Source organism: Bacillus sp. EB01 (genome assembly GCF_000613125.1).
Classification (GTDB): domain Bacteria; phylum Bacillota; class Bacilli; order Bacillales; family Cytobacillaceae; genus Bacillus_D.
In genome coordinates this window covers 3178551-3193882 of record NZ_HG964497.1, presented here as the reverse complement: position 1 = coordinate 3193882, position 15332 = coordinate 3178551, and the positions used below count along the sequence as shown (strand labels likewise).

Annotated in this window: 15 protein-coding genes and 1 pseudogene; 8 read left to right on the top strand and 8 right to left on the bottom strand. The window is 39.5% G+C overall.

What is annotated here, in order from left to right:
- The first annotated feature begins 53 nt into the window (after positions 1–53).
- The 3 genes from TY16_RS14560 to TY16_RS25755 all read left to right on the top strand — a co-directional run bounded on the left by TY16_RS14560 (position 54) and on the right by TY16_RS25755 (position 2411).
- A complete protein-coding gene (locus TY16_RS14560) occupies positions 54–617 on the top strand; it encodes a hypothetical protein (RefSeq protein ID WP_043932593.1) in 564 nt (187 codons plus the stop codon).
- 300 nt (positions 618–917) lie between these two features.
- Positions 918–2162 carry a selenium metabolism membrane protein YedE/FdhT gene (gene yedE / locus TY16_RS14555; protein ID WP_442853220.1) on the top strand — a complete coding sequence of 415 codons (1245 nt, stop codon included), beginning with the start codon at positions 918–920 and terminating at the stop codon, positions 2160–2162.
- Positions 2163–2231: 69 nt separating this feature from the next.
- On the top strand, positions 2232–2411 hold the full coding sequence (locus TY16_RS25755) for a sulfurtransferase TusA family protein (RefSeq protein WP_269320346.1): 180 nt from the start codon (positions 2232–2234) through the stop codon (positions 2409–2411).
- Between the two features lie 204 nt (positions 2412–2615).
- Here the strand turns inward: TY16_RS25755 and TY16_RS14550 are convergent, their stop codons facing one another.
- Both TY16_RS14550 and TY16_RS14545 read right to left on the bottom strand, forming a co-directional pair.
- Positions 2616–3755: a glycosyltransferase family 4 protein gene (locus TY16_RS14550; RefSeq protein ID WP_043932591.1), complete on the bottom strand. Its 1140-nt coding sequence runs from the start codon at positions 3753–3755 to the stop codon at positions 2616–2618.
- A gap of 97 nt (positions 3756–3852) precedes the next feature.
- Entirely contained in the window at positions 3853–5184 is a 1332-nt protein-coding gene (locus tag TY16_RS14545; RefSeq protein WP_043932590.1) for a UDP-glucose dehydrogenase family protein, read from the bottom strand.
- Positions 5185–5443: 259 nt separating this feature from the next.
- On the opposite strand from TY16_RS14545, the gene TY16_RS14540 reads away from it, so the two are divergent.
- Positions 5444–6265: an alpha/beta fold hydrolase gene (locus TY16_RS14540; protein ID WP_231505626.1), complete on the top strand. Its 822-nt coding sequence runs from the start codon at positions 5444–5446 to the stop codon at positions 6263–6265.
- Between the two features lie 74 nt (positions 6266–6339).
- Here the strand turns inward: TY16_RS14540 and TY16_RS14535 are convergent, their stop codons facing one another.
- From TY16_RS14535 to TY16_RS26940, 3 genes are all read right to left on the bottom strand, one after another.
- The gene (locus tag TY16_RS14535; protein ID WP_043932589.1) at positions 6340–7479 is read right to left on the bottom strand and encodes an MGDG synthase family glycosyltransferase; all 1140 of its coding nucleotides are present in this window, start codon (positions 7477–7479) and stop codon (positions 6340–6342) included.
- Positions 7480–7535: 56 nt separating this feature from the next.
- Positions 7536–8567, bottom strand: a complete 1032-nt coding sequence (locus TY16_RS14530; RefSeq protein ID WP_052342746.1) for a metal-dependent hydrolase — start codon at positions 8565–8567, stop codon at positions 7536–7538.
- A 155-nt stretch (positions 8568–8722) separates the two neighbouring features.
- Positions 8723–8839, bottom strand: coding sequence for a helix-turn-helix domain-containing protein (locus TY16_RS26940; protein ID WP_231505625.1), 117 nt, complete (start codon positions 8837–8839; stop codon positions 8723–8725).
- 353 nt (positions 8840–9192) lie between these two features.
- Here TY16_RS26940 and TY16_RS14520 point away from each other — a divergent pair, with 353 nt between their 5' ends.
- Positions 9193–10287 (top strand): metallophosphoesterase family protein, encoded by a 1095-nt coding sequence (locus tag TY16_RS14520; protein ID WP_043932587.1) that lies wholly within the window; start codon positions 9193–9195, stop codon positions 10285–10287.
- 375 nt (positions 10288–10662) lie between these two features.
- Here TY16_RS14520 and TY16_RS26935 read toward each other — a convergent pair.
- Positions 10663–10974 (bottom strand): annotated as a pseudogene (locus tag TY16_RS26935) (NUDIX hydrolase); the annotation flags it as partial.
- A gap of 177 nt (positions 10975–11151) precedes the next feature.
- On the opposite strand from TY16_RS26935, the gene TY16_RS14515 reads away from it, so the two are divergent.
- Positions 11152–11967 (top strand): VanW family protein, encoded by an 816-nt coding sequence (locus tag TY16_RS14515; RefSeq protein ID WP_043932586.1) that lies wholly within the window; start codon positions 11152–11154, stop codon positions 11965–11967.
- 161 nt (positions 11968–12128) lie between these two features.
- Positions 12129–12368, top strand: coding sequence for a hypothetical protein (locus tag TY16_RS14510; RefSeq protein ID WP_043932585.1), 240 nt, complete (start codon positions 12129–12131; stop codon positions 12366–12368).
- Positions 12369–12833: 465 nt separating this feature from the next.
- Here TY16_RS14510 and TY16_RS14500 read toward each other — a convergent pair whose 3' ends face one another.
- The gene (locus TY16_RS14500) at positions 12834–13016 is read right to left on the bottom strand and encodes a hypothetical protein (RefSeq protein ID WP_043932583.1); all 183 of its coding nucleotides are present in this window, start codon (positions 13014–13016) and stop codon (positions 12834–12836) included.
- 364 nt (positions 13017–13380) lie between these two features.
- Entirely contained in the window at positions 13381–13698 is a 318-nt protein-coding gene (locus TY16_RS14495; protein ID WP_043932582.1) for a hypothetical protein, read from the bottom strand.
- A gap of 684 nt (positions 13699–14382) precedes the next feature.
- Here TY16_RS14495 and TY16_RS14490 point away from each other — a divergent pair.
- Positions 14383–15276 (top strand): SDR family oxidoreductase, encoded by an 894-nt coding sequence (locus TY16_RS14490; RefSeq protein WP_043932581.1) that lies wholly within the window; start codon positions 14383–14385, stop codon positions 15274–15276.
- The last annotated feature ends 56 nt before the right edge of the window (positions 15277–15332 follow it).

Sequence of the window (15332 nt, the reverse complement as noted above, 5' to 3'; positions counted from 1 at the left end):
AATCAACTATAGAGGTGTTAGTTAACTTCCTAAAAGTGAAAGGTTGAATTTGAATGCTAAAAGCCAAAAACATAATTCCTAATTTCTGTGTTATTCTGGTCTTATTAATAATATATGTCTCTACTATACCTACATATATAAAATTGTTACTTGCCATATTTTCTGTCTCATTTCTAATACCTAATGCGAGAGAGATAATGTACGAAAATAGACTAAGAAAAGTTAAAGTCGCATTTTATACATCCTTTATTTTCTCTCTTGGATTTACTGTAGTGTCAATTATTGCAGCGTTACCTTCTTTTGATATTGCCAATATTGCAGGATTTCTACTTATTTTATTCTTTAGTTCTATAGGTGTATTTTGCTATGGAATACCCGCTTCCATCATCGCAGAGCTTGTTTCTAAAAGATACCTTGAATACCGTGCTTTGGTTTCGGGACTAATTCATATTGGTTTTGGTCTTTTTACTGCTATTTTTAGCCTAGTTGACTACCTAAACCCGAGCGTTTTTATATTACCAACTATATGTTCTATAATTTTTTATCTAATTGATGAGGTTACAAGAAGAAGATTAAAGGAAAGTCATTCAAATGTGAGTCAGTCTTGTAAAAATTAGATTACTGGATCCGTCATGTCTTTGGCAGGCACACTTATCAATTCTTCTGTTTGGTACTTCTGGTGGGATTAAGAAAGCAAGCAGTTGCCTTTTTTTGAAGACAATAACTTCTAGGAACAGCACCTTTCCAATGTGAAGGTGCTGTTTTTTTTTGTCGCAAAAATATTTATTGGTTGTTTCGATTGATAATCATCTAATGTATTGATAATTCAAATTGCTCCTCCGAAAAATAGCTAGTAAAGTTGGATTGGTATTGTTTGTACATTTAATAAATTGCTTTCTACTTCATCAAAGAAACCTATGTTGGAGGTTCAATTCATGAGTCTTTATCAAAAAATATTTAAGAATTACTGGAATCCTTACATTGCAATCAGCATTGCGGGTTTGGTCAGTGCTTTGTACTTTGGGATTACCGGGACGGTTTGGGCGGTTACCGGGGAATTTACCAGGTTTGGCGGCCATATGCTCGAATGGTTCGGAGCGGATGTTTCCGATTGGGCGTATTTCGGCCTGGTCGGTCTAGAAGGGACTCCGATAAGCCGGACCGACGGCTGGATTGTCATCGGGATGCTGGTTGGCGCGGCGATTACGATTTTGCTCAGCAACAGTTTCAAGATTCGTGTACCGAAACAAAAGCGTCGCCTCGTTCAAGGATTTACTGGCGGAATCATTGCTGGATTTGGAGCCCGGCTTGCACTTGGCTGTAATCTTGCTGCCTTTTTCACAGGAGTTCCTCAATTCTCGTTTCATTCCTGGATTTTTATGGTGACCACTGCCATCGGAACTTACTTTGGTGTGAAAGTCGTCAACACCAAATGGTGGCTCGGGAAACCGTCCTTAATGAAAGGGCCGATGAAACCTTCAAAACCAAAAGCACAAAACGAAAAGGTTCAGCCTGTCATCGGTCTGATTGTCGCGTTGCTTTATCTCGCACTTATCATTTATTTCTTTGCGGCGGGGAAAACCATGCTTGGAGTAGCCTGTATCGCAGGCGCTTTGTTCGGAATCCTGATTGAACGCGGGCAAATTTGTTTCACATCCGCTTTCCGCGACATGTGGATCAGCGGCCGCGCGATGATGTCTAAAGCAATTGCCGTTGGGATGCTGATCAGTGTTATCGTGACATTCTTCTATATTCAAAGCGGCTCACTTGCCCTGATTAAAGTAGCTGCGCCAAGTACAGCGATCGGCGGATTGCTGTTCGGTTTCGGGATCGTCCTTGCAGGAGGCTGTGAGACAGGCATGATGTACCGGGCAATGGAAGGCCAGCTGTTATACTGGGTAGTGTTCGCAGGCAATATCATCGGTGCAACCGCACTTGCATATGGCTGGGACCATCTTGGCATTTACAATGCCCTTGTGGAAAATTATCCGAAAGTAAATCTAATCGAAGAGTGGGGGCCAATGGGCGCGCTATTCGGAACCATTGCCATGCTTGTTGCCTGGTTCCTCCTATCCTCCTGGTGGGAAAAACGATTCCGTTACGGCTCAGGCATCAAGCTTCAGAAGTCCCAGAAGCTTACTCACGTTACAAAGGAGGCATAAACCGTGTCACAAATAATTGATGTTAACTATACACTCGACATTCGGGGCGAGCCTTGACCGTACCCCGTCATTTATGCGCTGGATGCGCTAAAAACTATGAAAATCGGAGAAGTGCTGCAAGTCATCGCAGACTGTCCGCAATCATTCCGCAGTGTTCCTGAAGAAGCCGTCAAGCACGGCTATCAGCTCATGGCAGAACCCGAGAAATACGGGCAGGATATATACTTTTACATTAAGGTAGTAAAATAAATCACTCGTACTCAACCCGGCTGCCATTGCAGCCGGGTTTATTTTCAATGAAATCCGAATCCAAAAATCCCATCCTGGCAATCGGTAATAAGACTATGTTCCCAATACTGAATCACAAATAAGCCCTATCCGTAACAAGGCAGATAGGGCTTTCGAGTATATGGAATAAGTTCAACTGAATGTATTCTTCATGATTCGGGTTTATTACGCATATTTTCTTTCAACCTTGGCTTCAATGACATCCCGATAGGACCATACAAGGGAAGCGAGTATCGTGTCCCACTTTTGGGTGAGGGCAAAGTTTCTTCCTTGCTGTCCCATCGAGCGAAGGAGGGAAGGGTTGTTCATCAATGTTAATAGTGCTTTCTTGAAACTTTCAGGATTGCCGGGCTCGCATAGAAATCCGCTTATCCCGTCTTTGACGAGGTGTTTCACTCCACCTGAATTCGCGCATACAACCGGGGTCCCGCTTGCTAGTGCCTCAAGGACGACATTTCCGAATGTTTCTGTCGGAGAAGGGAAAACAAACACATCTGATATCGAATATACCTCAGCCAGCTTTTCCCCTTTTAAATAACCGGTAAAAAGCATATTTCGGGGAGCCTGTGCTTCTAACTCCTCCCGCTCCGGGCCGTCGCCTACAATGATCCACTGGATTTTCTCCTGAATCGCCTTGGGCAGGGAGGTGGCAACACTCATGAGCGTATTGAGATCTTTCTCAGGCGCCAGCCGTCCGGCATAGCTGAAAATGACTTTATTGCCTGCGTGATATCGCATACGCCCCGACAATTTGTTATAGTTTGGATGGAAGAGGCTGCAATCAACGCCCCTTCCCCAAAGTTCCAGATTAGAGAAACCGCGCTGCTGCAACTGGTTCAATGTTTCTAATGAAGGGACATATAGTTTCTGGAAGGGTTTGTGGAACCAGGCCATATACCTCCATAAATAGTTTGATAAGAATTCAAGATTGTAATAGTTTAAATACTGGTCAAAGTCGGTATGATACGAACCAACCAAAGGGATATTCATTTTTTTTGAAAAATAAGCGCCGCAGAACCCAATATTGAATGGTGTGGCAACATGGATCAAGTCTGGTGAAAAACGCTCGAGTTCTGTCTTTACATTGATAAGATTGGGGAATGCCAGCCGGCACTCCGGATAAAGAAATAAAGAAAGGCTGGCGAACTGATGAAGATTGTCTGCCACATATTCAGATGGACTTTTTGGAGCGAAAATTTTACATGTAATATTTTGGCCCTCCAAATAATCGGAAAGACGCTTCAGTGTCCGCGCAACCCCATTCATATCCGGATGATACGTGTCCGTAAAAATAGCAATTTTCATACTGACCTCCTGGCATCAATCGAATTAGGACATCCTAAATCCAAGCAATACATTGGTGCCTTCAAGCAGGGTCTGGGTGTGAAAATACAGGATAAAATCAGTTAAAAGAAGCGCTTGATTTTTCCTTGAGCAGTGCCGGCCTGCCAATTGATATATACGTAATGGGTTCAAGTCTCATTCTTTCAGGCGAAAAGCAATTACGGCCATCGATAAGGATGGGCTCTTTCATATAAGAAGCAAATACGGATGGCTGAAGATGCCTGATTTGGTCCCAGTCCGTCGCGATGATCGCTGTTTCAGCATCAGATAATGCCTTACGGATATCAAGGGTATAATCGATTGCATCCCCGAACAACCTTTTGGCATTTGGGACTGCTGAAGGATCATAGGCTATCACTTTTGCGCCTTCATCCAGCAGCTCCTGGATAATCCTGATTGAAGCGGACTCTCTTATGTCATCTGTATCAGGCTTGTAAGATAAGCCAAGTACGGCAACCTTTTTTCCGGCAAGTGATCCGGCTGCCTTTTTTGCTTTTGCGACAGGAAGTGAATGCTGTTTGTTGTTAACTTCAATAACGGATTGAAGAAGCATGAAAGGGTGTTCCATATTTCCGGCGAGTTTAAGCAGGGCTTTGGTGTCTTTAGGGAAGCAGGAACCGCCATATCCGATTCCCGCCCGTAGGAAGTGTGGCCCAATTCTGCCATCCATTCCAATTCCGTTGGCTACTTCGTCAATATCGGCTTCGACTTTTTCGCACAGTGCCGCAATCTCATTAATGAAACTAATCTTTGTCGCAAGAAACGCGTTCGCTGCATACTTAATCATTTCGGCACTATTTCGGTCTGTTTTTGCAATAGGAATGTTTAATGGAAGAAAAAGTCCTTCAATCACGTCAGCAGCTTTCTCATTAGCCGCACCAATGATAACTCGGTCACCATTAAAGAAGTCAAAGATTGCAGAGCCTTCACGAAGAAACTCTGGCAGTGAAACTACATGTGCGCGAAGGGGTGGAGGTGTTAATCGAGCAATGATTTCCTCGATTTGTGCATTCGTGCCGACTGGGACAGTACTCCTTGTACAAATGACTGCATCCTTCTCCATATGTGCTGCAATTGTATAAGAGGCTGAAAAAATATATTCCAAATTTACTGATCCATCACTGTTCTCAGGTGTACCGACAGCAATGATGATGACGTCGGCATCGGAATAGGCTTCCCGCGGGTTTAGTGTAAAGCGGAGGCTGCCGGATTTGCTGTTTTTCTTGAGAAGTCCTTCAAGGCCAGGTTCATAAATCGTCGAAATCCCTTTTTGCAATGTGTTGATTTTTGTTTCGTCTGTATCAATGCAAACGACTTCGTATCCCATTTCCGCAAGGCAAACTCCATTTACCAGTCCTACATACCCAGTTCCAGCAACAGTAATTTTCATTCAGTCCCTCCCATAAGTTAGACTTGCTTACTTTCATTTTATGGGATGAATATCGATAGTATCTTGAGGTGGTGTAAAAGGTATGTAAAAAAACTGTAAGATTATTGAATATCGTTGAATACGTCATCGCATTCTGTCCGAGGCAGGCCAAAAAGGTTATCGTTTTCGGAAAGCGTTTCATTCGGAGAAAATATGGGTATCCTCCATGTCAAATTGGTGAAAAATAGAACCATTATCGTTAGTGGAGGAGGGGAAGGCATTGACTTTCAATGGACTCAATCAAACTTACATGAAAGTAGATAATATCAATTTATACTGCGAATACGATTTAAATGATAAACCACCACTTCTTCTAATCCATGGTTTTGCATCTTCGACTTATACATTCCGGAGGATCATTCCTCTTTTGCAAAAGCATTATTCAATTCTTGCCGTCGATCTTCCCGGCTTTGGGAAAAGCGAAAAGCCAACTGCGTATATCTATAGCTTTCAAAATTATGCGGGGTTGCTATTAGAATGCCTTCGCAAGTTTGGGTTTTCCAGCACGTCCATCGTCGCTCATTCAATGGGAGGCCAAATTGCCTTGAATATGGCGCTGATTGCCCCGGAAAAAATAAATAAATTGATTTTGCTCTGCAGCTCAGGTTATTTGAAGCCGGCAAGAAAGCCTCTCATTTATTGCTCCTACTTACCGTTCTTTGAAAAATTCGTTCATTATTATGTTCGAAGAAAGGATGTTAAACATCATTTAAGCAATGTGTTTTTCGATCAAACATTAATCAATGATGAACTGATTCAGGAATTTGGAAAACCGTTGGCGGAAAAAGGGTTTTATCAAGCTTTGATTCGGCTGCTCCGTCATCGCGAGGGTGATTTGCTTCCTCAGCAGCTTAATGAAATCAAAGTCCCGACATTATTGATCTGGGGGGAGGAAGACCGGGTCGTTCCTGTAGAAGTCGGTAAACGGCTTGTTCGGGATTTGCCAGATGCACAGTTGATTACGGTTGAAAAAACAGGCCATTTAATTACGGAAGAACGACCAGATCTTGTTTTTCAAAATATAGTGATGCATACCATCTGAACGTTGGATAGGACGAAAAAACGGGGTTAAATGTTCCTGTAAGAACCATTAGCAAGCCAGTTTAAAAATTGGAATCAGGAAAGTTTTACTTTTGCTTCTTCATAGTATGGCTCCGCAACTTCCAGGATGAACTGCAGAATGTCCTCTGCTGCATTTGTATTAATAAAATCTTGTTGGCTTTTTATGATGCCGTTCAGTTTTTCGCCGTCATTGTTAAGTAATTCGGTTACTGTTTCCTTAATGCCATTTGGATTCCTGCATACCACGGCCAAGTTGAAAGCCTCCGCAAAGGCTGGATTATCTTCCTCCTGGCCAGGCAAGGCTCCAGTAAGGATGAGTGGTGTATTGGTAGCGAATGCCTCGAACATCACATTCGGGCTCGCCCTGGTAAAAGCGATATCAGAAGTCAGCATCAAATCTTGGATATTCGGAGTGAAACCATAGACTTCCACTCTATCCCCATAGTTGGCCTTTAGGGACATCTCCAGCTTTGTTTTGAGTTTTACATTCTTTCCAGCAACAATTTTTACGTTGCAATCAAAATGATCCAGCAAGTTTTCGGCGATTTTCTTCATGTTCCCTACACCTTCACCGCCGCTCATGACCAGGCATGTTAATGATTGCTCCTTAGTATAGGTTTTTGGTTGATAATGATTATTTTGGAAAAACCGGGATCGGACAGGAAATCCGGAAACCTTTATTTTCTCATCGGGGATGCCAAATTCAATACACTTGTTTTGGGCAGCCAGGGTAGGGCTGATAATGCAATCAGCTCTCTTATCCGCCCAAAGGGGATAGATATTTACCAGGTCGGCAATCAGGGTGAAGAATGGGATAACGAGATTATTCTTTTCCAAAATGTTCAAGATTGAGCCATTAAAATTTGGATGAACTGATAAAATGAAATCCGGCTTCACATCGTCCACTAATTTTAGGAAGTTATCCGTTATTAGCAATTCGATAAAATTGTCCACTAAATGGGGCTTTAAAGCAGAAAGCTTCCAAATCATCTTCCAAAGATTTTCTGAATTTCTTGTGATCGGCCCATATGATTTTCCGATAGTTAAGAGCAATCGTTTTCCAAGCGAAAACCCATCTACCACATGAATTTCTACTCCTTTATAGGTTTCGACTTTCTCGCATAGTGATTCTGTTATACTCTTATGCCCATGCCCTGTAATATCGGATGAAATAATCAATAATTTCTTTACCATACAATCAGCCCCTTTTATGGAATAAAGACTTTGTTTACTTTTACTGTGCAGCAGCATCACGGAATGACCGAAACTTTTTTCTCATGCTGGCGTTTTTCAAGTAAAGCCGGGGTGTTTTTTAATTGTCTTATTACCTGCTTGTATTGTTTTAAGGAGTGTACTCTGCCGATAAAACAATTCTGGATTTGGAAATCAGACGATACAACCAGAATGGCAAGAGCGGGGAAAAACTTATTTACACGGAAACGAAGGTCCTTCCAAAAGATTAAATAGCCATTTTTGCTTGAACGAACAAATGGGTAAGCATAATGAGTGCCAGCAAGAAAAGCTGAAACGGAAGGGTGGCTCTTACTGTCAGTAACCAGCTCCGGAAAGTCTATTTTTTTTGAAAAAGAATGTTCTATGGTTAAACTGTTGCGGCCAGAGAAATTGCCAAATAAAAAGTCTTCTTTCGTCTCAATGACGACGTGCCATGTAAACAAGGAAATCCGCGGAATCAGTTTAATATCGAGGGCTTTTCGGAAATGCAGGCTTAACGTTCTCTTTGCTGCGATTTGTGAAAGGGCCCGGACAGCAAGGTAAAGAAAAATGAACATATAAATGACAAGAAACGTTTTTCCGGGTTCATAAAATGGAAGAAGGCTAAAGCCCAGCACATGTACAAAAAGAATAAGGGGATCCACTAAAGGAATTGAATCAAACGCCATCCACTTTTTCGAAAAGGGAAGCAGAACTTGAGTCCCATGGACATTGAATAAATCGAAAAAAACATGCAGAATGACTGCAAGAAATGTCCAAAAGAACAAATGGGAAAACGATATGCCAGGAAAGAAATAATAAATACCACCTGAAACTGCGATACTCCATAAAGGCAAGGCTGGAAGTGAATGAGAAATACCTCGGTGATTACGGACATAGCTATTCTTACCTTTAATACGATAAAGAAAATCAAAATCGGGGGCATTCGAACCAATTACCGTACCGAGCATAACGGCCTGTGACAGGGCAGAATGGCCAGCGACCACTGGATCAAGCTGAGCCAAGGCAGCTACACCAAACCCCATTATGATGTGAGAACTCGTATCCATATCATCACTCCTCAATTAATAAGGAAATTCCACTTCATTATATTAGGAATAAGCATGTTCTTTCATACAGTTAATGTAAAGATTGTTTATAGTTTGTGTATAGAGCAACTAAAAAAGTATCCTTTTGGGAATTTCCTGAAGGATACTTTTTATGTTTACTGATTATTAAGCGTTCTCCATAGTGTACTTCTTGATATACCTAATTTTTCTGCTGCTTCTTGTCTGTTCCATCTATATTCAATTAAAACAGAAAGGATAATTTCTCGTTCCATGTTTTCTAATTTTGTCTTTCTTAATCGTGATACTGGAGTTATTTTCTGTGGGTTCCGTATAGGCATTGTTGTAATTAGTAATAAATTCACTTGTGAGAGTATTTTTATTCGCCGGGTTATATAAGGAATAAAGTTGAATGATTTTTAGAATCAAGTGTACGAGATAAAATTGGAGTAGAGCTTGCCACTAGAATAGCGAATTTATTTACAATTCTTTATATTATATTAACGATGAATTGATAAAGTTATCCTACAATAATAAAGTCCGCTTGCTTAATGAAAGAGGGTGATGATGAAAACAGAAGCAAGTGTGTCAAAAAATTTCACTACATACTTTTGAAAGGGGTAATTTTATGAAATTGAAATCATTAACCATGATTGCCATTGCTTTTGCTGTAATTTTTACAACTAGCTTCACCAGCACATCGGTGCAAGGTAAGACCAATGAGAATGAAAAGCTGCAGTTCAACTCTGATGGCAAGTATAAAATTGTACAGTTTAACGATATTCAGGATGATGAGGATATCGATCCCCGAACGATAGAACTGATGAATACAATACTTGATGAGGAGAAACCAGATTTAGCCATTTTAAATGGTGACATGCTTAATGCCGACATGGATACAGCGGAAGAGGTTAGACAAGCAATAGAAAACATTGCACAACCTATGGAAGATAGAGGCATCCACTGGGCAGTCACTTTTGGCAATCACGATGAAGACCATACACCAAAGACTGGTATGAATGAAGAAGATATGCTAGAAGTTTATATGTCCTTTGAGCACAATGTAAACAAACGAGGCCCTAAGGGCATTACTGGAACCGGAAACACAAACCTGGTTATCAATAACTCTAAAAATACAAAGCCGGCATTTAACATTTGGCTATTTGATAGTGGAAGATATGCACCAGAAAAAATCGCTGGACAGGATTTTGAAGGATACCAAACATGGGATTGGCTCCGCCATGATCAAGTCCAGTGGTATAATGAAACTTCGGAAAAATTGGAGCAAACAACCGGTCGTAAAGTTCCATCGCTAGCATTCATGCATATTCCTCTCCCGGAATTTGAATATATGTGGTACGCAAGTCCATCTGAAAGAACAGAAGAAAGTCATCAGAGAGCAGTTGAAAAACATAATATCATAGGTGAGAAGAATGAATGTGTATGCACTGGTCCTTTTAACAGCGGAATGTTTGCGGCTATGCTGGAGAGAGGCGATGTGAAAGGTGTGTTCTCAGGCCATGACCATATCAATACATATGTTGGAGACTATTACGGTATCAAATTAGGCTACGCAGGAAACGTTGGGTTTGGAGCCTATGGCCTTGGCGGCGAGGAAAACAACAGGCTGCGAGGTGCACGTGTATTCAACCTAGATGAAAATCATAAGGATGTCCTGGTGGAAACAAAAATGCTCTTCGCTAAGGACTATGGAATACAATAAACTAGTTTATGCAATTTTTAAAAATAATGTCGCTAAGCCACCCAAAAATGGGTGGCTTTGTTCTACAAAGAGATGGAGGAACTCTTACTATGAAGTTTAAAATGCTAAGGTTGAGTTAAAGTCGTGACTTACTAATATCTTACTAAAGAGTCCTATTTTATTATAGCTCAAAATTTACACTCTATAAGAATGCTATACTGCCCCGTTTGGTTCAATAACCACATTACTAGTTAGCCCTTTTTGGTTCAACTTCCTGTTAGTTCAAAAATGTGTGTTTTTTTTATCGGTTAATACCTTTTTTACGTCTTTTCCCATTCATCTTCCTTATTAACTCTTTCTCCCTAGCAGTTAACCTCCCCGTTTGTTGAAGAAGACCTAAAATAGCCTTCCGAGTAAGTTATAAGGATTTACTTCCCAAGTTTCATAAGTAATAATATTATCCGCGTTCATAGCATCCAATGTCCTAGATTTCATATGAGGACGGGTAATATATTGGTCAATATTATTTGCATTCAACTTTACAAATTTCGCTTCATTTATCTCTTCAGGCGGGATTTTAATTTCTGTACTAATACATCTGGCTTTAAAAACAACTGATAAAATCTGCTTGGTCGCATTATAATAAACGCCTGTGATACCATCAAGTTCAATGATAATACCTGTTTCTTCAAGTACCTCTCTTATGACTGGTTAATTATCTTCGTTATAAGGAGATTATTTAAATCTGATACCAGCAAAATTAGCTGCCTTTGGCGGCTTTCTTTTTAAAAGGGGTAGATAAACTTATAATTCTGAAAAAAGTTCCAAAATTTTAATTTTATCAAAGGAACTTTTGTATAATGGTAAAAAGAGGGGATGAAACCTATGAACCATTTAAAACCTATAAAAAGAAGCCCTATCAGAATATATTTTGGTAAAAAATATTACCGTACACAGAGATACTTTGAGTGGATTTTCGGTAAAAAGACATATAGCTTAAAAAGGGAAAAGACTGTATTAAATAATTTGGTCTTTTCACATAGAACTTTGCTTCTTAGAGAATTAAAAGACGTGGATATGTGGTTACAGCATAATAAAGTAATTAATTTAAAAATAGCATTAAATAGATTAAATAAAATAATAATTCGACCTGGGGAAACATTTTCTTACTGGCGTCTTTTAGGAAACACGACCCGAAGAAAGGGATATGTCGAGGGAATGGTGTTGCATTATGGTAAGGTTACGACAGGAATTGGTGGCGGCTTATGCCAATTATCTAATTTAATATACTGGATGACTTTGCATACTCCATTAACCGTTTCCGAGAGATACCGCCATAGTTATGATGTTTTTCCAGATAGCAAAAGGAGCCAACCTTTTGGAAGCGGTGCAACGTGTGCGTATAACTACTTAGATTTGCAAATAAAAAACGAAACTAACGATATATACCAGCTAGTTCTTTACTTAACGGAGACACACCTAGTTGGAGAATGGCGAACAGATATCTCACCACTTAATACTTACGAAGTTTATGAAAAAAATCATCGTATTACTTTTGAGTATTGGGGCGGTTATGTAAGACACAATGAAATACATCGGAAAATATTTAATAAAAATAATGATTTAATTGATGATGAATTCATTACTGAAAACCACGCTATTATGATGTATGAGCCATTGTTGGAAGAACCCAGCGAGTAATATATATACTATTCAGCTAACGGGGCAGGTTAGTTTAACAAAGTTTGTTCCTACAATATAAATTCTTGGTCAAAAGTGGTTTCAGCGAAACTTAATTTGGGTATAAGAATTTAATGCAAGTGGTTGGACACTAACTTAAGCATCTATTAGGAGGCAGCCCTATGGCTAATTTGTTGGGAAATCTTAAAGCCTCTTTAGAGCAAACCAAGGAACGTTTAAACCTTCTCAACGGACTGGGTATTGAAGCATTAAACATTCTTTATCCAGGACTAAACTATGGTGGAATGCTTTATTATCAGCTTTTAGATTCTCTACCCAAAGAAATCGAACAATTAGAGATGAGAATAAAGGAATTAGAGCAACAGATAAAGAAAACGAATGAGCTCCCCGATGTCATTTAAAGTTTTGTGAATTAAACTAACAGTGCTTTGATCTAGAATGGATTAAGGCACTTTTTGTTGAATTCCGAGATTAGGTGGTTATTAAATGCGTTTTTGGTGATGATTATGTCCAATATATTTCTTGTTCTTCTAAGGTGGGTAGAAAGATCAATAAAATTCAAAGAGACTTGATTTTTGATGAAAACAAAAATAAAAAGTATTGGACGTATGAAAAAGGAGAGAAGTATTGCCCGAATTACCATGCATTGGCAATTATAGATTGGTTGAATAATGTAAAATTCAAAATTCGGATAGCTAAAGCGAAATTGATTTCTACACCAAAATCAAAAGCAAAAAAACAATATACTTTTAGGTGGTTATTTATTAAGGCCAATTAATAGGCTCTTAAACTAAAGGGGCAGGTTAGTTTAAATTGCTATTTTATACATAATAAAAGACGGTGAAAAAAGCATCGTCAATATTTAGCTACTTATTATGTGTTATTTCTTTGTAATAAAGGTAATCGACTTTGTGTTTGGTAGCCATTAACTGTGAAGCCAAAATTGCCGTATAAACAGTGGTTAGTACAATTGCTCCCAAACCAAGACCTGAAAGGTTTAGTTTATTAGATGTACTCATTCCATTATTACTTGTGTTTGCTTCTTCCATTTTATAACCCCCTAATTTCTTATAGGAGTATTGTCTGTAACCGCATTTAAACTTATACCATAAATATAAATAACTGATAATCCAAAACGAATACAAAATTACTAATTGTTTTCTTATTAAGGAAACAGGCAGCATTCCTATAATCACTTTGTGAATAATTGTACTTAAACAAACGGTGCTTTAGTTCAATAAGCATCTCTACGTTGTTTAGCTTAAGTTTAATTGAATCTGGGTTATTTTTTCGCATACAAAAAGCACCGTAAATACGGTGCAAATTGAACTACTTTGCTTTACATATTTAGCTGTAAATTCACGTTTTGCGATAGGCCATGTAACATGCTGCCTCTTTTTGTATGGTTAAGAACTATTTAATTTCTTGTAGTGAAATGATTTTATGTTTTAATTCTGAATTCCTATCCAAAATACCTATGACAATTTGATTATCTTCGGTGATAGTTATGTATCTGAAATAAAATTCATCAGAAATCAACAAATCGGTTTCATTTGTCGTTTTTTCCATTTTGGCAAATACATCTACAGTGTATTCAAGGTGGAAAAAGTCATTCTCCAATCCTTTGCTTAAGCCCCCAACCCAGGTATACAGAAAATCTTTCAGTGTGATTTGTTCAATCATCGACAATTGTTTCTTGAATTTTAACTTATCGACTGTAATGCTTTTCATCTTCCATCACTCCTTAACAAGTATTAATTGTATACAATGAAGATTTCATCAACAATGTGTTTACTTAACAATCAGTTTACAGTTTAGTTACTAAACCTAGTATCGAACCATTAAACATTACTATTCTAGTCTTTAAATTGTAAGACTGAGAACTAACGGAGCGGTGATACAGGAAGAAAATCGCTTTATTGATGAATACGTTATTAAACAAACGGGGGAGTTAGTTGAATAAGTGAGGAGACATTTTGAATAATTCCTTTTTAATGGGAATGCGGATATCCGTTTGAGTTTGGTAGGGTGTTAATCACAGTACCTCTTATGTTCATTTTCTTTTGAAACATTATATAAGCTCAAAATCACCATACTCATATTTTAACACCTCTAAATTGAACTTAACCTTTGTTCATTTTTATCCAAAATAAAAAGTGTATGTTAAGAGAAATTTGAAATTATTAGCCCACTTTGACTTTACTTTGATGGAATCTGCAATTAGATAGAATTCGAGAATTAGTGGGTTTAAAGAGGGTAATAGGTCTGGAGCCGTTTAAAAAGATGCTCAAAGGGTATTCAAAAAATATAACAGGGTGCAGGTAATGCAACCGTGCAAAGTGTTTTAATAGCCATTCGGCCTTTTTTTTTGCACCTTAACAATGAAGAATTAACCAAGATAGGAGATGATTTTTGATGGGAAACCCACATTTAACCGATCCACGCAAGAAATTTTACACGGAAAAGTTCCCGGATCAAGAACAGGATACTCCAGCGTTACAAAATAAAATGAGCCCCAAACCTGACTGCGGAGAAGAATCATATAAAGGATACAATCGCCTGGAAGGACGCAATGCCCTGATTACCGGTGGCGATTCCGGGATTGGCCGTGCCGCCGCCATTGCCTATGCCCGAGAAGGCGCCAATGTGGCCATTCAATTCTTCCCTGGTGAAGAGGAAGATGCCAACGAAGTTAAAGATTTAATTGAAGAAGCAGGCAGAAAAGCATTGCTGCTGCCGTATGACTTGCGGGAAGATGGTGCAGCGACGGAGATTGTTGCAAAAACAGTGGAAGCTTTTGGCGGATTGGACACGCTGGTATTGAATGCCGCGCAGCAAATCGCGCAGCCATCCCTAAGTGAATTAACAATGAAGCAAGTGCATGACACCTTCAAAGTAAACATCATCAGCATGTTTGAGTCAGTAAAAGCGGCCGAAAAACATTTGGAACCAGGAAGCGCGATTATCACCACGACATCGGTTCAGTCTTTCAATCCATCCGAATCTTTAGCGGATTATGCCGCTACAAAAGGTGCGATAAGCAACTTTACGGTTGCCTTGTCCTCGTACTTTGCTTCGAAGGGTGTGCGTGTAAATGGTGTCGCGCCGGGGCCAATTTGGACGCCGTTGCAGTTGGATAACGGAAAACTGGATGGACAAATCCCTGAGTTTGGCCAAAACTATCCACTAGGCCGTGCAGGACAGCCAGTAGAGCTTGCACCTGTGTATGTTCTTCTGGCCTCCGATGAAGCAAGTTATATCACCGGCCAGATTTATGGGGTGACAGGCGGCAAACCGATAGACTTGTAATCATAAATTTGGGACAAATAGTATAAGCTTAATTAATGAAAACCGCATTAAATGAT